Origin of the sequence: Myxococcus dinghuensis (assembly GCF_024198235.1) — a bacterium.
GTDB classification, from domain to species: domain Bacteria; phylum Myxococcota; class Myxococcia; order Myxococcales; family Myxococcaceae; genus Myxococcus; species Myxococcus dinghuensis.
This window is the reverse complement of the sequence record NZ_JAKCFB010000037.1, coordinates 36,844-55,476: the sequence shown is the minus strand read 5'-3', so window position 1 is coordinate 55,476 and position 18,633 is coordinate 36,844. Positions and strand designations below refer to the sequence as shown.

The following is an 18,633-nucleotide window of genomic DNA, read 5'->3' as shown; positions in this document are numbered from 1 at the left end:
GGCGCGGCGCCGCGCGCTCCTCGACAGGGAGGGCGCGCGGGCTCGGGGACGGCTACTTGCGCTTGCCGGTCTTCTTCGCGGGGGCCTTGGCGGCCTTCTTCGCCTGGGCCTTCACCTTGGATGCGGTCTTCGCCTTGGCGGGGGCGGCCTTCTTCGCGCCGGTGGCCTTGTCACCCTTCCACAGGCCGCTCATCCACGCCTCGACGTCCTTCACCGTGCGGGGGATGTTGCCGGACAGCACCTTGCAGCCGCGCGCGGTGATGACGATGTCGTCCTCGATGCGCACGCCGATGCCGCGGTAGCGCGCGGGCACCGTGAGGTCGTCCTTCTGGAAGTACAGGCCGGGCTCCACCGTGAGCACCATGCCCGCCTGGAGCTTTCCGTACTTGTACGCTTCCTGGCGCGCCTGCGCGCAGTCGTGCACGTCCAGGCCGAGCATGTGGCTGACGTTGTGCAGCGAGTAGCGCTTGTAGAACTGGTGCTCGTCCTGGAGCGCCTCCTCGGCGTCCTCGAGGATGCCCAGCTTCTCCAGGCCCTGGGCCAGCACGCGCATGGCGTGGCGGTTGGGCTCCATGAAGTCGTTGCCCGGCCTGGCCGCGGCGAACGCGGCCTCCTGCGCGGCGTACACCACCTCGTAGATGGCCTTCTGCTCCGGGGAGAAGCGGCCGGAGATGGGCAGCGTGCGGGTGATGTCCGCGGTGTAGAGCGAGTGGCCCTCCACGCCCGCGTCGAGCAGCAGCAGGTCGCCGGGCACCAGCGGGCCGTCATTGCGCGTCCAGTGGAGCACGCACGCGTGCGAGCCGCTGGCGGCGATGGTGTTGTAGCCCACGTCGTTGCCTTCCACGCGCGCGCGCAGGTTGAAGACGCCCTCCACGTAGCGCTCGCTCTTGGCCTGCTGCTTCAGGCTGCGGATGACGTCCTCGAAGCCGCGCTGCGTGGCGTCGATGCTCACCTGCAGCTCGCGCAGCTCCTGTGCGTCCTTGACGAGGCGCATCTCCGACAGCGTGGTGGCCAGCGCCTTGTCGCGCTCGCCGCCCGCGGGCACGCTGTCGTCCACCTTGGCGGAGAAGCTCCGCAGCACGCGGGTGGACTTCGCCGCCGCGCCCTGGAGCTTCGCCAGGTAGTCCGCGAGCGTGTCCAGGCCACGCACCTCGTCGATGTCGTGGTACGCGCGGCTCTCCGGCACGCCCATGCGCGGCCCCACCCACAGCTCGCCCTTCACGCGGTCCGTGAAGAACGTCGAGTTGCTGCGGCCGGGGTTGGGCTCCACGAAGAGGATGTCCGTGTGGCCGCCGTCGGCCTTGGGCTCCAGCACCAGCACGCAGTCCGGCTCCATGCCGCCGGTGAGGTAGTAGTAGTCCGTGCCGGGACGGAAGCGGAAGAAGGTGTCGTTGGCGCGCACCTTCTCGTGGCCGGTGGGGATGACCAGCGTCTCGCCGGGGAACGCCTTCGACAGGGCCTTGCGGCGCGCCTTGAAGGCCGCGGCGAACTTGTGCTTCGGCGGCAGCTTCTGCGACTGCGGCTTCCACTGCGTCAGCATGAAGTCGAGCAGTGCCTGCGGCGGCAGGGAGTCGTGGCTCGCGGGCTTCGCCGCGGGAGCCTGGGGCTCGGAGGTGACGAGGGACTGCTGCTCACCGACAGCCGGTTGCGTGCTGTCGGAGACACCGGACGATGAGATGGACGTGGCCATGGCGGCCCACTTTGGCCAGCGCCCCGTCCCCCTTCAAGTCCGAGATGCACCGTGACGCGAAGCGGTGTCTTCCTTGAGAAGGGCTACTTGCCCGACGAGCACGGGAACAGCCGTCTCCACGCGCAGGATTCGCGGCCCCAACGAGAAAGGCCGGAAGCCGTGGGATTCCAACAGTTGGGCCTCGAAGGAAACCCAGCCGCCATCGGGGCCGATGGCGAGCACGACGCGCTCGGGCAGGTCGGCCGCCGCGGTGCGCAAGGGCTGGGTCGCCGGGGGATGGGGGAGCAGGCGTCGCGCGGTGGGGGGGAACAGGCTGTCGAGCTCGTCCTCGACGAAGGGGCGGAAGCGCTCGCGGACGAGGACCTCGGGGAGGTGGGTGTCACGGGCCTGTTCCAGGCCCTGGAGGAGGAGGTCCTTCACGAAGTCCGCGTCGAGCACCTTGGAGTCGAAGTAGCTCTTCTCCACGCGGGCCGCGTTGACGAGCACCACGCGGTCCACGCCGAGCGAGGCCACCGCGGGCAGCACCTTCTTGAGGGCCTTGGGGCGGGGGATGGCGAGCAGCAGGTCGATGCCCGCGCGGGGGGGAGGGGGGTCGGTGAGGGTGACGCGCAGGTGGAGCACGCCGGGGGTGTTCTCCAGCACCTCTCCCGCGCCGGTGAGGCCGTCCAGCCTGCCCACCCGGAGGGATTCGCCGGGTTCGGCGCGCAACACCTCGCGCGCGTGCTGGGCGCGTCGGCCGGTGAGACGGGCGGTGCCGTCCGGCAGGAAGTCCTCGTCGAAGAGCAGCAGCAGGTTCACGTCCGTCTCTGTACTCCCAAGGCGGGGTGGGGTGGGAGACGGTTTCCGACAGGGGACGGGGCGTGTGCCGCCCGGTTCCCGGGCCGCCGTGCGGGCCTTCCACCGGGAGTGCTTGCCCGGCCCGGGGCCGTGCCGTAAAGCCGGGGCGTGCGTTCCCTTTGTCTTCGCTGCCACCGCCCCGAGAGCGCCTGCTACTGCTCGCAACTGCCGCCCCAGTTGGACACGCGGACCCGCGTCGTCTTCCTGCAGCACCCGCGTGAGCGGCGCGTGGCCATCGGCACGGCGCGCATGGCGCACCTGGCGCTGTCCAACTCCGAACTCCATGTCGGGGTGGACTTCACGGGGCACGCGCGGCTGGAGGCGCTGGCGGCGCGGCCGGAGTCCGTGGCGGTGCTCTTCCCGGGGGAGGACGCCATCTCCGTGGAGGATGCGCGCGCGAAGCCGCCGGAGACGCTCATCGTCGTGGACGGCACGTGGCCCCAGGCGAAGAAGGTCGTGATGCGCAACCCGGTGCTCGCGGGGCTGCCGCGCATCGGCTTCGTGCCGCGCCGGCCGAGCAACTACCGCATCCGGGCGGAGCCCGCGGACCACTGCGTGTCCACCATCGAGGCGGTGGTGGAGATCCTGGGACTGCTGGAGGGGCAGCCGGAGAAGTTCGACACGATGCTGCGCGCGTTCGAGTACATGGTGGACACGCAGTTGGATCGCCAGTCCTCGCGCACCACGCCACACCGGCGGCGCATCCACTTCGGTCCGTGGCGTCCGCCGTTGGAGCTGCGCACGCTGGCGGAGCGCTTCCAGAACCTGGTCGTGTTCTACGGCGAGGCGAACGCGCACCCGACGGGGACGGACATCCCTTCCGAACTGGTGCACGTGGTGGCGAGCCGTCTGGCGACGGGGGAGCGGTTCGAGGCGGTCATCGCCCCGGAGCAGCCGCTGGCGCGCAGCACGCCGTTGCATGTCGAGCTGTCGGAGGAGGCGCTGCACGCGGGGGAGCCCCGGGCGCGGGCGATGGCGCGCTTCGAGGCGTTCCTGCGGCCGGACGACGAGCTGGCGGTGTGGACGACGTTCGCGCTGGACCTGCTGTGGGAGGGTGGGGTGGCGCGGCGGACGGCGCGCAACGTGCGGCTGGCCACGGCGCGCGCGCTGGAGGGCAAGGCGGGCGGCGTGGAGCACGCGATGGAATTGCTCGGCGGACCGGACGTGCCCCTGTGGGCGCCCGGCCGCGCGGGCGTGCGCATCCGCGCGCTGGAGTCCGTGGTGCGCGTGCTGGTGGAGCGTGGATTGGCGCTTGAGCCGATGAAGCGCGTCAAGCAGCCGGCGCGGACGGGGACCGAGGGCTGACGGACGGTCTTCCGAGCCAATGGCTCGTGTCGTTGCTCGCGAGCGCTGGTGGGAGGATGTCGTGGAGCGACGTCGCCAGATACAGCCGGGGAGCGCATGGCCTTCCTCGGCGCGGCGTTGGGCGCTCATGACCGGAGGCCGTCATCGATGGTCATGCTGATGGTGGCGGCACCCCAATGCTGATGGGTGTGCCGAACCAAGGACGTTCCAGCGCGGCCATCACCCTCCACTCCTGCCCTGACGAGGGCCCTCGTCACGGCAGCAGCGCGGAGGTCGCCTCGCGCACGTAGCGTCCACGCGGGAAGTCGTTCAGGTACTGGCGATATTCGAGCTTCGCGTCGGTGCCCTGGAGGCGCTCCTCGAAGCAGCGCGCCTTCAGGTAGCGGGCCTGCTCCCGGTGGTCCGCGCGCGGACTCTTGACGGCGATCTCCTCCAGCCCCGTGAGGAAGCCCTCGCACGTGCGGGGACCCAACTGGAGCCTCACGTAGCCGAGGAAGCGCTCATCCGCGTCCTTCGACATCAGCGCCATGGGGATGAGGGGCCCCCGCTTCTTCTTGGGCTGCGGCTGCTCGGCCACCTGTTCGGATGGAGGCGTGGGCGGCAGATGCTCCGTGACGGAAGTCGCCGGGTACGGTTCGAACTCTTGCGACAAGTCGGGCCGAGGGTCCGTCGTCGCAGTGCCTCCGGTGGGGACGGGCGTCACGGGAGGCTGTGCCTGCGCGGTGCTGGAGGGAACAGGCTGTGTCGCCATGGCGACCACCTGAGGCGTGTGTTGGACGTTTCCCGAGTGGGCGAGGTCCGTACCCACGGGTGAGCCCGGGGGGGACGCCTTCTCCGCGTTGGAGCGCGCCACCGGCTTCTGTGCCGCGAGGGGCCTCGCCTCCATCTTCTGGAGGCCCGAGGGGTGGAGCGGCGCGACGGACGCCGGGGGCGCGACTTCGGCGGTCCCCCTCACCTGGGGTCGCGCATCGACCGGCGGCTCCGTGGTTCCAACCCACGGAGCCGGAGTTCCCTCCGGTGCCGGAGCCCCCGCGACGGAGGAACCCTCGGGGCCCTCCTCGTGCTGCGTCTGCACGGACGTGCTCGCCAGGGCCTCCATCGCAGCGATGGCTTCGCGGTCGGGCTCGGACAGCGCCGTCTGCTCCACCTGGAGGGCGCCTGTCTCCTCGTGCAGCTCCATGCGCTCTCCCGCGCCGACGAGGCGCGCGGGGTGTCCGGCGACCTCCACCCGGACGCGGCCCTCGGACACCGCCACGGAGGCACCGTGCGCGGTGCGCTCCACCGTGAACACCGTCCCCACCACGGACACGCGCAGCCCCGCGGCCTCCACGAGGAAGGCCTTCCGCTCCGCATGCGAGGCCTGGACCGACAGTCGCCCCTGTCGCACGGTGAGGTGCACGTCGCGCGCTTCGGCTCGGGACAGCTCCACCTCCGAGTCCGCCGACACCCGCACGTGGCTGGCGTCGGGCAGGCGCAGCATCGCGGAGGCTCGCGACGGCGTCTTCACCGCGACCCCGGAGCGCAGCTTCATGCCGGTGCGCAGCGGTTGCTCCTCCCCCGTCCGCGCCGTCACCAGCGCCCCCGCGGCATCCTCCGCGCGAATCGCCTCCACGGCGTCATCCGGTGGGGGCACGGAGCCCGTCACCACCACTGTCTCCGCGCCGATGACGGGGCTCCCCGCGGAGCCCACCGGCTGGAGCCTCACCCACCACAGCACGAGCACGGCCGCGACGGCGCCCGCGAGCGCCACCCCCCAGGTCCAGCGGGTCCTGGGCGCACGGCGCTCCAGGTGCGCGGCCGCCGCGCTCCGGATCCGCGCCCCCACGTCGTCCCAGTGCACCTCGGGCGTCGCCGCGCGCGCGTCCTGGAGCAGGGCGCGCTGGGCCTTCACCTGCTCCAGCGCCGTGGAGCACGCGGAGCACCGCGCCAGATGCGCCTCCATCTCCTCGCGTACCCGGCCGGGCAGCTCGTCCGCGGCGAGCGCCCACAATCCCCCGGCTTCAAGGTGCGCCATGGGGACCTCCAGGGCGGCGGTGTGCGAGCAGGCGCTGCATGGCGACGTTGAACTCCAGCCGCGCGTGGTGGAGACGGCTTCGGACGGTGTTGGGCGAGCTTCCCACAGCCTCGGCGATCTCGTCCGGGCCCATGCCGCACAGCTCGTAGTACACGAAGACGATGCGCTTCTTGGGCTTGAGCTTCTCCAGCGCCGTCTCCACGAGCCGCGCCGCCTGGCGTCGCTCGGCGGCGCGCTCCGGGTCCTCCTCGGACGACACCTGGTCCGGCGGCTCCGCGAAGGGGTCCTCCGGCCGCCGCCGCTTCCAGCGCAGGTGCGACAGGGCCACGTTGGCGCAGACGCGATAGAAGAACGTCCGGAACCGGGACTCGCCCCGGTAGTTCTTCACCGCCGTCAGCAGCCGCAGATAGGTCTCCTGCAGCAGGTCCTCCACGTCCACGCGGTTGCCCACCAGATGGCGCAAGGTGCGTGCGGCGTCCACCCGGGTCAGCTCGTAGAGCTGATCGAACGCGGTCAGGTCCCCCTCCTGGATGCGGCGTACCAGCAGGTGCAGGCGCACCTCGTCCGCGGGAGGGGGCGGGGGGGAGCCCGTGCCGGAGCGCTCCTCGGGCGAGGCCGCCGACACCAGCGATGGCGCTTCACGGAAAATCACCGGACGCTCTTCCTCTGGGACGCGCCGAGAGGTCCCCCCCTTTGGGAACACCCCACCGTCCATGTGAAAGGTCCAGGTCAGCACACTCGCTCCGTGCCCCTGGGTCGCCGCAGCGACGCGCGGCGATCAAAGAATATTTTTGATCAGGCGTCAGCGCCGCGGCGACGAAGGCGGAAGAAACCGGACAACCCACCCGGTGGCCGGACCGGTCCCTGACTTGTTGGAGTCTCCGTTCATGACTTCCCCCGCACGCGGCCTATGGTGGCCGCTCCTGGTGCTTTGCGCCATGACTTCGTCCTGCGTCATCCGCGAGAGCGATGACGACTGGCTGGATGAGGACGAGTGCTCCTGCGTGACGAGCGCGGACTGCGGCACGAACCAGTACTGTCGCGCCGGAACATGTCGGGACCTGTCCCCGGACTCTCGCGGCTGTTCCAGCTCGTTCGAGTGCGCCGGCAGCGAGTTCTGCATCAACTCCGTCTGCAGCCAGCCCTGCGCGAAGGATCGCGACTGCGGTGACGGCCGCCGGTGCAAGGACGCCTTCTGCGAGCCCACCTCCCGGAGCGACGGTGGCACGCGCCCGGACGCCGGGTCGGACGGTGGCACGCGCCCGGACGGTGGCAGCGATGGCGGCACGCGTCCCGACGGGGGCAGCGACGGTGGTACCCGCCCGGACGGCGGGTCGGACGGCGGCGCTCCGCTCCAGTGCCGCGTGAACGCGGACTGCGGCACCGGCAACTACTGCATCAACAACCAGTGCTTCCGCGGCTGCGCCACCGACACGCAGTGCGCCAGCACCGACTCGTGCGTGTTCGGCGTGTGCCGCCCGCGGCCCCCGGACCCGAACGCCTGCACCTGGGCCACCGACTGCGTGGCGGGCAAGGACTGCGTGGATGGCCAGTGCCGCGCGCCCTGCGGGTCCACCACCCAGTGCCCGGCGGAGGCCACGTGTCAGATCGGCTACTGCATGCCCATTCCCCAGGGCGGCCAGTGCCGGGCCAACTGCGAGTGCCCGTCGGGCCAGGTGTGCGCCAACGGCCAGTGTCGCTCCACGGAGCCGGAGCCCGGGCAGACGTGCCTCGCCACGTGTGACTGCCCCTCCGGCCAGGTCTGCACCGGGGGCTACTGCAAGGCGCCGCCTCCGCCGCAGCCCCAGGACGCGGGCACGGGCTCGGGCAAGACGTGCCTGGCCAACTGCGACTGCCCGTCGGGCCAGGTGTGCAACAGCGGCTACTGCAAGGCGCCGCCTCCGCCGGAGGACGCGGGGACGACGCCCACCGTGTGCCGCGCCAACTGCGAGTGCCCCTCCGGTCAGCAGTGCGCGGAGGGCGCGTGCAAGCCCGTCAACCAGGGCAGCGGCAAGGCCTGCGTGGCCAACTGCGAGTGCCCCGCTGGCGAGCACTGCCAGGACAACGTCTGCTGGCTGTAGTCCGCGTGCGTCCGGTGGCGCCCTGCTTCAGGGAGCCACCAGGCGCCAGCAGCGGTGGATGTCCTTGCGCTGGAAGTCCTCGGGGAGGGAGCGGGGGGTGAGCTCCTCCACGGACTTCCAGGCGCGAGGGACGCGTGCGTCCAGTTGGAAGCCGAGGAAGTTGTTGGAGAAGTAGAGCACGCCCCCGGGCGTCAGCAGCGTCCGGAGGGCGTCCAACAGCCGCACGTGGTCGCGCTGCACGTTGAAGGAGCCGGTCATCTTCTTCGACGTGGAGAACGAGGGCGGGTCGCAGACGATGAGGTCGAAGCGCTCGGGGCCCCCCGCCTGCGCCTCGACCCACGCCTTGGCGTCCGCGCGGATGAGCTCGTGCCGCGCGTCCGCCAGCCCGTTCAGGTCGAGGTTGTCCTCGGCCCAGTCCAGGTACGTGTTGGACAGGTCCACCGTCACCGTGCTCCGGGCGCCGCCCGCGGCGGCGTAGACGGTGAAGGCGCCCGTGTACGCGAAGAGGTTGAGGAAGCGCTTGCCCTTGGCCTCCTCGCGCACGCGCGCGCGGGTGAGGCGGTGGTCCATGAACAGCCCGGTGTCCAGGTAGTCACCCAGGTTGACCCAGAACTTCAGGCCCTGCTCCTCGACGACGAGCCGTCCGCTGCCCTCGCCCACGCGGCCGTACTGGGCCTTGCCCCAGGGCTGGGGGGTGTGCGTCTTCACGAAGACGTGCTCGGCGGGGATGCCCAGCACCTGGGTCACCGCCGCCAGCACCTCCTCGCGTTGGGCCTCGGCCGCGCCGGACTTGATGGCGCGGCGGCGCGGGTACTCGGTGACGTGCGCCCGGTCGCCGTAGAGGTCCACGGCGAAGGGGTACTCGGGGATGTCCCGGTCGTAGACGCGGAAGGCCGTCAGCCCCTCGGCGCGGGCCCACCTGCGGAAGTGCTTCGCTCCCTTTCGCAGGCGGTTGGCGAACGCGCCGGTCGCTCCTCCCGCCGCCTCGTCGCCGTCTCCGTCGTGCATACCTTGTGGGTCAGCCATGCCCAAGCGTCCCTCCGTCCAGACCACCGCGGCCCCACTCATCCCCGAGTCTCCGACGTACGACAAGCTCCGAGATGCCGCCGCCGGCTGTCGGGCCTGTCCCCTGTGGGAGACGGCCACGCGGACGGTCTTCGGCGAGCCCGTGGGGCGCCCGCATGGGGGGCCTCGGGTGATGTTGGTGGGGGAGCAGCCGGGAGACCAGGAGGACCGCGAGGGCAGGCCCTTCGTGGGGCCCTCCGGCCGGTTGCTGGACGAGGCGCTGGAGGCGGCCGGCATCGACCGCTCGCAGGTCTACGTCACCAACACGGTGAAGCACTTCAAGTGGAAGGGCGAGGAGGGGGGCCGGCGCCTCCACGCCAAGCCCACCACGACGGAGATTCGCGCGTGCCTGCCGTGGCTGGCCGCGGAGCTCCGCGTCTTCCGCCCGGACGTCCTCGTGTGTCTGGGCGCCACCGCGGCGCAGGCCCTCCTGGGCAAGGACTTCCGGGTGACGAGGCAGCGCGGCGAGCCCGTCGACTCCGACTGGGCGCGCATCGTCGTGGCCACCGTGCACCCGTCCTCCATCCTCCGCGCGCCGGACCCGGAGGCGCGCGAGCGCCAGCTCGACGCCTTCATCGACGACCTGCGCGCGGTGGCCCGGCTCATCCACGGCCTGGGCGCCTCGGGGGAAGGGGCCCACGCCTCGCCCTGAGCGGATGAAGGCCGGCGTTGCGGCGGCGACCCGGGAAGGGGAAGACTCGCGCCCCATGAACGTGCGCGTCGAGAAGAGCGGCCCCGTGACCACCGTCATCCTCCAGCGGCCGGACGTCCGCAACGCGGTGGACGGCCCCACCGCGCAGGCGCTTGCGGACGCCTTCCGCGCCTTCGACGCGGACCCGGACGCGCGCGTGGGTGTGTTGGCCGGCGACGGCGGCACCTTCTGCGCCGGCGCGGACCTGAAGGCCGTGTCGGAGGGGCGCATGCCCCGGCTCCAGGTGGATGGCGATGGGCCCATGGGCCCGTCGCGCATGGTGCTGGGCAAGCCCGTCATCGCGGCCATCGGCGGCCACGCGGTGGCGGGTGGGCTGGAGCTGGCGCTGTGGTGCGACCTGCGCGTGGCGGAGGAGGACGCGGTGCTGGGCGTCTTCTGCCGGCGCTGGGGCGTGCCCCTCATCGACGGCGGGACGGTGCGCCTGCCCCGGCTCATCGGCCTGTCGCGCGCCATGGACCTCATCCTCACCGGCCGGCCGGTGTCCGCCGAGGAGGCCCTGGCCATGGGACTGGTCAACCGCGTGGTTCCCCGGGGGCAGGCGCGCGCGGCGGCCGAGGCGCTCGCCCGCGAGGTGGCCGCCTTCCCCCAGGCCTGCATGAACGCGGACCGGGCCTCCGCCTACGCCCAGGCGGGCCTGTCGCAGGAGGAAGCGCTGCGTCAGGAGTTCGTGGGGGGCGTCCGGGTGCTGGAGTCGGAGTCCATCGCCGGGGCGACCCGCTTCGCGAAGGGGGCGGGGCGGCACGGTTCGTTCGAATAGGGGCGGGTGGGGCGGCCGGGCTGATGCGCGGCCGGGGGCCCTGTGTTAGTCCCACGCCCATGCGCTTCGACACCCTCGCCATTCATGCCGGTCAGGAGCCGGACCCCACGACGGGCGCCATCATGACCCCCGTCTACCTGACCTCCACCTACGTCCAGGACGGGCCCGGGGAGCACAAGGGCTACGAGTACAGCCGGACGCAGAACCCCACCCGCAAGGCGCTCCAGGACTGTCTGGCCGCGCTCGAGGGCGCGAAGTACGGCGCCGCCTTCGCCTCCGGCCTCGCGGGCACGGACATGCTGATGCACATGTTGGAGCACGGCGACCACGTCGTCGTCTCCGACGACGTGTACGGCGGCACCTTCCGCATCTTCGACAAGGTCTTCAAGCGCTGCGGCCTGAGCTACTCCTTCGTCGACCTGTCCCAGCCGGGGGCCTTCGAGGCGGCCATCACCCCGAAGACGAAGATGGTGTGGGTGGAGACGCCCACCAACCCGATGCTCAAGCTCATCGACCTGGCGCGCATCGCCGAGGTCGCCAAGAAGCACGGCATCCTGTCCGTCGCGGACAACACCTTCATGACGCCGTACTTCCAGCGCCCGCTGGACCTCGGCTTCGACGTGGTGGCGCACTCCACCACCAAGTACCTCAACGGCCACAGCGACGTGGTGGGCGGCTTCGTCTGCACCAGCCGCGATGACGTCGCCGAGCGGATGTACTTCCTCCAGAACGCGGTGGGCGGCGTGTCCGGCGCGTTCGACAGCTTCCTCGTGCTGCGCGGCGTGAAGACGCTGCACGTGCGCATGGACCGCCACGCGCAGAACGCGATGAAGGTGGCGCAGTTCCTGGCCACGCACCCGAAGGTGAAGAAGGTCACCTACCCGGGCCTGGAGACCCACCCGCAGCACCAGCTCGCGCGCCAGCAGATGAAGGGCTTCGGCGGCATGCTGACCTTCGACATCCACGGCGGGCTGGAGGCGGCGCGCACCTTCCTCAAGACGGTGAAGGTGTTCGCCTGCGCCGAGTCGCTCGGTGGCGTCGAGTCGCTCATCGAGCACCCGGCCATCATGACCCACGCCTCCGTCCCCAAGGAGACGCGCGAGAAGCTGGGCATCGCCGACGGCTTCATCCGCCTGTCCGTGGGCATCGAGGACGCGCAGGACCTCATCGACGACCTCTCCCAGGCGCTCGAGGTCGTGAAGAAGTAGGTCGTGGGTCGGGATGTCCAGGGCCTCCCCGCCGCCTGAGTCCGGGCGCGAGGGGAGGCCCTTCGTCCGTCAGGGGCGCGGCGCCTTCTGCCCCAGGGCCTGCCGCAGCTCCGACAGGCCCTGGCGCAGCTCGGCCATCTCGGCCTTGAGCGCGTCCACCTCGGCCGTCTTCGCGGCCAGCTCGCGCGTGCGCAGCTCCAGCGCCTGGATGGCGGCCATGTTCACGCCGTTGATGTCGAGCATGCCGATGCTCCGGTCGCTCGAGCCCAGGCCGAAGGCCTCGTGGAAGTCCTGCGCGACGGGACCCAGGTGGCGCACCCCGCCCTCCGTGCCCTTGAAGCGCCACGTCTCGACGGGAATCTTCGCCACCTTGCGCAGCAGGGCCTCGCGGTCGACGGGCCGGAAGTCCTCCTTCACGTCACGGTCCGACGTGCACTCGAACGCGCCCGAGTTGGGATACAGGTTGCAGCCGGTGGAGAGCGAGGAGCTGGTCCGCAGCCGGATGCCGCCGATGGCGCGAACGGTGAACTGGTTGGCCTCGGTGGACTCCGCGACGGTCGCGGTGGAGTTGTCACCCCAGATGAACGTGCCGGCGTACCCCTTCGTGGAGACCGCGCGGCCCATGGCGATGCTGTAGTCGCCGTTCGCGGTGACCAGCCCGCCCATCGCCACCGCGGCGCGCCCCGCGGCCGTGGCCACGGTGCCCGACGCCAGCGACGCGGAGCCCGAGGCGTTGTTCGACACGCCCAGGCACGTCGCGTTGGTGCCGCTGGCGGAGCAGCTCTCTCCGAACGCGGTGGCGCCCTGGCCGCTGGCGGTGTTGAGGTTGCCGACCGCGAAGGAGTACGTGCCGATGTTGCCGTCGTTCCACTGCGTGTCGGCGTAGCCGGCGCGGAACGCGCCCAGGTGTGGCAGCCACATCATGCGGATGCCAGCGCCGCTCATGGGCACTCGCCCCACCATCTGCTCACCCCGCGCCAGCAGGCCTCCCGCGGAGTCCACCGTGAGGAGCGGGAACCCCGTCCAGGAGGGCGTGGTGGAGGTCGAGAGGACCTGGAGCAGGGGCGTGGCCTTCGCCGGGTCGGAGGTGGCGTCCACGCGCAGGTCGGATTTCGTCGTCAGCCGCCCCTGGGTCTGCCCCGTTCCGGACAGCGCGAAGGAGCCCGCCTGGGTCGTGGTCCCGTTCTGGATGTAGTCGTCGCTGCCAGGAAGGGGGATGCGCGCGTTGGCGAGCCGGGGATCTCCGCTCGCCACCGCGGAGTTCTCGCCCTCGCCGTACCGGACGCTCAGGACATTGTCCTGCAGGAGCAGGCCCGTGCCGACGTCCCAGGAGGGGCCCACGGGGCCCTGTGGTCCTTGGGGACCGGTGGGCCCCTGCACACCCTGTGTGCCCTGTCTCCCATCGACACCGTTGGAGCCGTCCGAGCCGCTGCAGGCCGTGCCTCCCATGGTGACGAGTCCCAGCGTGGCCAGCAGTGCCCTGACCTTCATGCGAATCCTCCAGGTGGAAAGTAGGGAGAGTCTAGCGACCTACGCGCCAGGTCGTCTGCGTCGCGAAGAGGATTCGTCGACGAGTCGGGAGCGACCGGCTACCAGTGTCGTACAGCGACCTCGTGGCCGGCGATGACGGCCCAGGTGGCGAGGGCACTGTTCACGCTCGCCCAGTAGCCATAGGCCTCGTAGTACCGGACGGCCCAGTGCGCCTGCAGGTCCGGCCGGCCCGGTGCGTCGGGCAGGTCGCCGTCGAGTCGTGGGTCGGAGGCGTCGCGGACGACGAGCCACGACGGGGAGAGGTTGCCCAGCTCCTCGGCGACGAGTCCCAGCACGGCGTCGCTCATCTCCACACCCGCCCCCTGGGACTCCAGGCCGTTGCGCGAGGTCCCGAACGCGAAGGCGTCCGTCGTGAGCATGGGGTGGAAGGCGGGCATGTCGCGCCCGTCGAGCCGGATGTCCGGCGAGTGGCGCGGCGCCTGGAGCCGCGGTCCGTCGAACGCGTAGCGCTTCGTGGGGGGGCCGAAGTCGGGCTCGGCCAGTCGGCCGGCGTGGGACTGCATCATGCGCTGTGCGTCGCTGAAGTAGCGGGTGGGCACCTCCAGGTCGCAGCGGTAGGTGGCGCCGTTGAAGGGTTCGTCACGGTATTGCTGGGACAGCCAGAAGCGCGCGGCGCGGGTGATGATGACGTCGCCCAGCGCATGGTCCGGGAAGGTGGCGCCCGCGGTGCCCATGGTGAGGACCATGCGTGGCGTCGTCTCGCGCAGCAGTTGGTGGAGCAGGTCCTTCACGGGCAGGGTGGTCGTGCCCTCGCGGGTGCGGAGGCCGTCCTGGTCGAGGTGGAGCTCCGACTTGAAGCACAGCACCCGCCATCCGCCGATGCGCGTGATGCACCAGCTCCCCAGCCGCTGGACGCGTCGCGCGGGCGCGGAGGGTCGGAGGCGCGGGAGGTAGTGGTCCCGGAGGTTCCGGTCGTAGGGATGCCAGGCGGTGCGTCGCACGCCCGGCGTGAGCGTATCCGCGAGCGCCTCGGCTTCGGCCACCGTCCAGGTGACGACGAGGAAGTCCACCTGGGGCAGGAGGTCGCCGGGGGCGGGATGGGGCACCCGCGGCGCCGGGTGAGGCTCCAGCCCTGGCGGCCAATCGAGGCCGAGGTGGACCGCCTCCGCCTCGGCCCAGGGTTGCTCCTCCTGCGTGGCGCCGTACTCGATGATGTGACGCGTGAGCAGCTCCGGTCGGCTCAGCAGGGAGTGGGGGTCGGGCAAGACGCACCTCGCGGCGGGCTCGCGGTGAAGCTATGGGGCGCGGAGGTGACCGGCTCGGCCCCCGGGACGGGCGGGGACGGAGCGGGCCGGCACCCGCCCCGCCACCCCCGCTCCCCCATGGCGTCGACGCACCCCTGCTCCTCGACGTGGGCGGCGTGACCTGGGGGGTGGAGACGACCCCGTTTGCGTCACATGCGAGCCATTGGAGAATCGCCGTAAGGAATTCGCCGTCACCACGTTCAACGGTTGTCAGGGGGAGTTCATGCGCTCGCGTTTTCTTCTGTCCGTGGTGCTCCTGGTGTCGACGACGGGGTGCCCGTTTCGTGGCTATCAATCCACGCCTGCTGCGGACGCATTGTGGGCGGTGCCCTCGGCGGGCGCTTCCGACGTCTCGGTGTATTTCTACCAACCCAAAGCGAAGGACGTGACCGCGTTGAAGGAGGGGCTCACGGAGGTCCGGGCCATCTTCGCCGACGAGGCCTTCCGGGGGCTGGTGCGTGAGGCCTCGGGGTGGATCGTGGGCGTGGAGACCTGCAAGGGGATGACGGAGCCCGTCGAGTACGCCACCGACGGCGAGGCGGTCGTCACCAACGTCCTCGCGCGGTCGTTCGTCGGCGTCCACTACCTCGTCAATCGTCACTTCGGAGCCATCGCCACCACGAACCTGGGCCGCCACGGAACCGCCTTCAATCCCTGGCAGGTCGAGAAGTGGCGGGACTCGAAGGTCTCCACCCGCGCGGAGTTCATCAACACCCTCGCGCACGAGCTCACCCATCTCGTGCCGGAGCCGCACGACGACCGCTGTGTCTTCTCGGACGCGGCGCGCACCCGATGCGACAAGTACCACGGCGAGCGCTTCCGCTACACGGACTCCGACCACACGCGATGCACCGAGCGTCAGCTCGTCAGCTACCGGCTCGGGGACATGACGGGGTGCTACTACGAGCTGCGACAGCAGGGGCAGCGCGTGGACACGAAGGAGGGGCGCGCCTCGTTCGATGCCTGCATGGTGGCGGCCCGGGAGATGGCGCCAGACGCGGAGCGGGAGTGCGAACAGACGCTCCGGCACGCGCGCTCCCTCTGCCGGTCTCCCAGCCCTTGAGCTTCGTTCTCGTCCGACTGACCGAAGGGGACCGCACATGCCTCCCGACCGACCTCGTTGGGCTCCGAGAGACGCCCAGCCCGTCCCTGGCGATGTCCCGTGGCACCTGACCGCGCTCCGGGTCCGCGAGGCCTGGCGCGCTTCCACGGGCGCCGGAATCCGCGTGGCGGTGCTCGACAATGGCGTGGCCTCCGTCGGTGGGTTGCCCGCGACGCGCGTGGAGCATTTCCGCCCGGATGGGACGCCGTGGGCGAACCCTCCCTTCGGACAGGCGCATGGGACGTATTGCGCGGGCCTCATCGCGTCGAGCCACGCGCGCAGCCCCGGGCTCGCTCCTGGCGCCACGGTGCTGAACTTCCCCATCGTCGGTCCAGACGGGCGGCCTTCGCTGGATGCGGTGGAGGAGGCGCTCGCGGTGGGGTGCTTCGCGGCCAGTGCGCAGGTCGTGTCGTGCAGCTTCCTGCTCGACGCGGTGACGCCCCGGCTCCAGCACGCGGTGCAGCTCCTGTCCCAGGCCGGCGTGTTCGTGGTGGGCGCCGCGGGCAACACGCCGGACACCACGGCGGCCTTTCCGGAGCAGGTGCAGGGCATCTTCACCGCGACGGCGCTCGGCTCCACGGGGCGCGTGCTCCCGACCGCGAGCCTCGATGACTGGGTCGACGTCGCGGCACCCGGGGAGGCGCTGCGCGTGGTGCAGCCCGACGGGCGATGGACGACCTGGAATGGACTGACCTCGGGCGCCGCCGCCATCACCGCGGGCGCAGCCGCGCTCGCGCTGGGGCTGTGTGACACGCAGGACGAGCTTCGCAAGATGGGGCAAGCCCTGCCCGGTCTCATCCGCTCCACGTCCTCTCAGATATCTCCTGAGATGCCCTTCGGAAGGCTCGCGCCTCTTCCGTTGGTCAAGGCCGCGCTGGCGCTACTGGGGGCCTTGTCGTCATGACTCTGACCAGTCTCGCGGTTGTGCTCGTGGTGTCCCTGTCCGCCGAACCGCCGGAGTGCCGGACGCGCATCCAACCCGCGTTGCCGACCATCCCCGCGCGCCATCTGGAGCAGCGGGACTTCATGGTCCAGCTGGAGATGCTCTGCCGAAGGGTCGCGGAGCTGCATGTGGAGAGCGTGGTGAGCCAGCCGGGGCCCTTCTCGACGGAGAGCCTCGACAAGGAGCGCATCGACGCTGCGATGGCGCCTGCCGTGGGCGGCCGTCTTGCGGCGGAGACGACGGCGCTTCGGGCAAGCGCAGTCGCCTCCCTGAAGTCCCTGGGGGAAACCTGCTCGAACGTGCATCGAATGGGCACTGGAGGTGGGCTCACCGAGGTGGATGTCTCAACGCTTCGGGCGCTCGACACGGACCAGGCGATTCTCGAGGTGCGTGGCGCGCTCGCCAGGCTCCACGTGCCAGCCCCCGGGGCTGCCAACACGGTTGAGTCCTGGTTCTCCGGGGCACCAGGAAGCGGGGCCCTGCAATCCACCGTGCCCACTGTGGCGAACCCGATCGACGCGGTGCAGTCCGCCGTCATCAACGGTCTGGCGGAGTTCCTGGTCACCCGCGCGAAGGCCGAGGCCTTGTTGTTCCTGTCCGAGAAGCTCGAGGCCCAGCTCTGCTCGGGCGAGGGACGCGACTACTTCCGGAACTTCTGCACCGCGTTCAGTTCCCTGGAGGTGAAGCTGCCGCTCAGCAGCATGGGCATCTATCTGCGGGCCGCGGCGTCGAGGGACCTGCAGCGGCTGCCCGAACTGGCGCTGGCCGGTGCGAGCTGCGTGAACGAGACGACGGCCGAACCGCTGTCCGCGGCGCGCCTGGGGCTGTCGTTCTACCGCGAGGCCCGGGACGGCCGCTCCCCGTTGGAGTTGGCGCGGAACCTCCAGTTCGCGACGCTCGAATGCGAGACCCCGGGCCAGGTCCGCTTCAAGGGAAACGTCCAAGGGACCCTGACGTGCCAGAAGACGGTGGGTGCAGTGAAGCGTGGCTCGGCGGTCGTCGATGCCATCTTGCGCGAGGACGGCTGGACGCAGGTGGTGGCGCTGCCGCACGACAACCCCAAGTGGGGCTACCTGACGGTGTCCGTCGTGCTCTCCGTGGAGAAGGCGATGAAGACGCCCGTTGCCGCCAGCAGCTTCTCCAAGCTCGTTTCCGGAATCACCACCGCCGCACGCGAGGCGCACCGCATTCAGGAGCTGCTGACGCAGATGCGCGACGAGAAGCTGAACGCGGATGGCCGTCCGGAGCGCTTCACGTCGCGAGATCGGCTCGCCCTGGTCGCCCAATCCGTTCAGGTGGTGGCGACCGTGGGTGCCTCGTTCGCACGAGAGTTCGACCCTGGCAGTGACTCCGTGGTGGCGAATGTGATGACGGCGTTGGGCGCCATCTCGGAGGTGGGGCAGCGGCTGACGGAGTCCACGGACTCCGGAGCGCTGGTCATGGCGATGCTGGACCTCTCGGCGAACTTGTCCAGGACCATCCCAGGACTCGACGGCCAGCTTCCGCCCGTCGTGCTCAAGGGGTTGCCGCTCGTGGTCGAGCTGGCCAACGCGAAGGACAGCGACACCGTGGCACGCACGCTCGAGGCCGCCGCCGCGCCCGTGGGCAGCTATCGGACCAAGTATGAAGGGACGCAGTTGACGCTCAACGCGCTGCTGGGTGCAGCCTACTCCTACGAGCTGCTGGACGACGTGACGGGGAAGACGAACGGGAGCGCCCTCTCCGTGTTCGCGCCCATCGGGTTCCAGCTCAGTGGCCCGCTCTCTCCCAAGTTCTACATCGGCGGCATGCTCTCGGTGCTGGACCTGGGGGCGGTGGTGTCCCCCCGGCTGAAGTCGGAGACGCAGACGGTGCAGGAGGGCGTGACGGAGAAGGTGCTCGCGGAGCCGAACATCGGCTTCGCGCAGGTGCTCTCGCCAGGCGCCTTCGTGACCTTCGGCCTGTTCAGGTCGCCGGTCGTGTTCGGTGGCGGCGTGTCGATGGTGCCCGCGTTGCGGAAGGTCTCCACGACGGAGACGCTGCCGGATGGCAGCGCCGTGGTCACGGTCGACGAACGCAACGCCTTCCGCATCTCCGTCTTCCTGTCGATGGACCTGACGCTGCTGTCGTTCTGAGCACTCTCGG

15 protein-coding genes are annotated in these 18,633 nt (G+C 70.8%); 8 read left to right on the top strand and 7 right to left on the bottom strand.

Translation table 11 applies throughout. The features are described 5' to 3' along the window. Positions 1 to 52: 52 nt before the first annotated feature. Together LZ198_RS33460 and LZ198_RS33455 are read right to left on the bottom strand one after the other, a co-directional pair. Positions 53 to 1,690, bottom strand: a complete 1,638-nt coding sequence (locus LZ198_RS33460) for an aminopeptidase P family protein (RefSeq protein ID WP_253976197.1) — start codon at positions 1,688 to 1,690, stop codon at positions 53 to 55. A 33-nt stretch (positions 1,691 to 1,723) separates the two neighbouring features. Next, the gene (locus LZ198_RS33455; protein WP_253976196.1) at positions 1,724 to 2,488 is read right to left on the bottom strand and encodes a 16S rRNA (uracil(1498)-N(3))-methyltransferase; all 765 of its coding nucleotides are present in this window, start codon (positions 2,486 to 2,488) and stop codon (positions 1,724 to 1,726) included. A 147-nt stretch (positions 2,489 to 2,635) separates the two neighbouring features. Here LZ198_RS33455 and LZ198_RS33450 point away from each other — a divergent pair, with 147 nt between their 5' ends. After that, the gene (locus LZ198_RS33450; RefSeq protein WP_253976195.1) at positions 2,636 to 3,832 is read left to right on the top strand and encodes a tRNA-uridine aminocarboxypropyltransferase; all 1,197 of its coding nucleotides are present in this window, start codon (positions 2,636 to 2,638) and stop codon (positions 3,830 to 3,832) included. Between the two features lie 253 nt (positions 3,833 to 4,085). Here LZ198_RS33450 and LZ198_RS33445 read toward each other — a convergent pair whose 3' ends face one another. Continuing rightward, a complete protein-coding gene (locus LZ198_RS33445; protein ID WP_253976194.1) occupies positions 4,086 to 5,846 on the bottom strand; it encodes a FecR domain-containing protein in 1,761 nt (586 codons plus the stop codon). Then, positions 5,833 to 6,498, bottom strand: coding sequence for an RNA polymerase sigma factor (locus LZ198_RS33440; RefSeq protein WP_253976193.1), 666 nt, complete (start codon positions 6,496 to 6,498; stop codon positions 5,833 to 5,835). The genes LZ198_RS33445 and LZ198_RS33440 overlap by 14 nt, the downstream gene beginning before the upstream one ends. A 286-nt stretch (positions 6,499 to 6,784) precedes the next feature. Between LZ198_RS33440 and LZ198_RS33435 the strand changes: the two genes are divergently transcribed. After that, a complete protein-coding gene (locus LZ198_RS33435; protein WP_253976192.1) occupies positions 6,785 to 7,927 on the top strand; it encodes a DUF7107 domain-containing protein in 1,143 nt (380 codons plus the stop codon). A 27-nt stretch (positions 7,928 to 7,954) separates the two neighbouring features. Here the strand turns inward: LZ198_RS33435 and LZ198_RS33430 are convergent, their stop codons facing one another. Then, entirely contained in the window at positions 7,955 to 8,953 is a 999-nt protein-coding gene (locus LZ198_RS33430) for a class I SAM-dependent methyltransferase (protein ID WP_253976191.1), read from the bottom strand. On the opposite strand from LZ198_RS33430, the gene LZ198_RS33425 reads away from it, so the two are divergent. The 3 genes from LZ198_RS33425 to LZ198_RS33415 are packed head-to-tail and all read left to right on the top strand — an operon-like array spanning position 8,952 to position 11,669. Beyond that, a complete protein-coding gene (locus tag LZ198_RS33425) occupies positions 8,952 to 9,644 on the top strand; it encodes a UdgX family uracil-DNA binding protein (protein ID WP_253976190.1) in 693 nt (230 codons plus the stop codon). The genes LZ198_RS33430 and LZ198_RS33425 overlap by 2 nt on opposite strands. Before the next feature lie 55 nt (positions 9,645 to 9,699). Further along, positions 9,700 to 10,461 (top strand): crotonase/enoyl-CoA hydratase family protein, encoded by a 762-nt coding sequence (locus LZ198_RS33420; RefSeq protein WP_253976189.1) that lies wholly within the window; start codon positions 9,700 to 9,702, stop codon positions 10,459 to 10,461. Between the two features lie 59 nt (positions 10,462 to 10,520). Then, positions 10,521 to 11,669, top strand: a complete 1,149-nt coding sequence (locus LZ198_RS33415; RefSeq protein WP_253976188.1) for a cystathionine gamma-synthase — start codon at positions 10,521 to 10,523, stop codon at positions 11,667 to 11,669. 69 nt (positions 11,670 to 11,738) lie between these two features. Here the strand turns inward: LZ198_RS33415 and LZ198_RS33410 are convergent, their stop codons facing one another. Beyond that, positions 11,739 to 13,160, bottom strand: a complete 1,422-nt coding sequence (locus tag LZ198_RS33410; RefSeq protein WP_253976187.1) for a tail fiber domain-containing protein — start codon at positions 13,158 to 13,160, stop codon at positions 11,739 to 11,741. Between the two features lie 98 nt (positions 13,161 to 13,258). Beyond that, a complete protein-coding gene (locus LZ198_RS33405; protein ID WP_253976186.1) occupies positions 13,259 to 14,425 on the bottom strand; it encodes a hypothetical protein in 1,167 nt (388 codons plus the stop codon). Positions 14,426 to 14,687: 262 nt separating this feature from the next. Between LZ198_RS33405 and LZ198_RS33400 the strand changes: the two genes are divergently transcribed. From LZ198_RS33400 to LZ198_RS33390, 3 genes are read left to right on the top strand one after another with little or no spacing between them, the layout of a single operon-like run. Further along, the gene (locus tag LZ198_RS33400; RefSeq protein WP_253976185.1) at positions 14,688 to 15,527 is read left to right on the top strand and encodes a hypothetical protein; all 840 of its coding nucleotides are present in this window, start codon (positions 14,688 to 14,690) and stop codon (positions 15,525 to 15,527) included. Continuing rightward, positions 15,424 to 16,470 carry a S8 family peptidase gene (locus LZ198_RS33395; RefSeq protein ID WP_323383177.1) on the top strand — a complete coding sequence of 349 codons (1,047 nt, stop codon included), beginning with the start codon at positions 15,424 to 15,426 and terminating at the stop codon, positions 16,468 to 16,470. Before LZ198_RS33400 ends, LZ198_RS33395 begins: the two co-directional genes overlap by 104 nt. Continuing rightward, positions 16,467 to 18,623, top strand: a complete 2,157-nt coding sequence (locus LZ198_RS33390; RefSeq protein WP_253976183.1) for a hypothetical protein — start codon at positions 16,467 to 16,469, stop codon at positions 18,621 to 18,623. Before LZ198_RS33395 ends, LZ198_RS33390 begins: the two co-directional genes overlap by 4 nt. Positions 18,624 to 18,633: the final 10 nt, after the last annotated feature.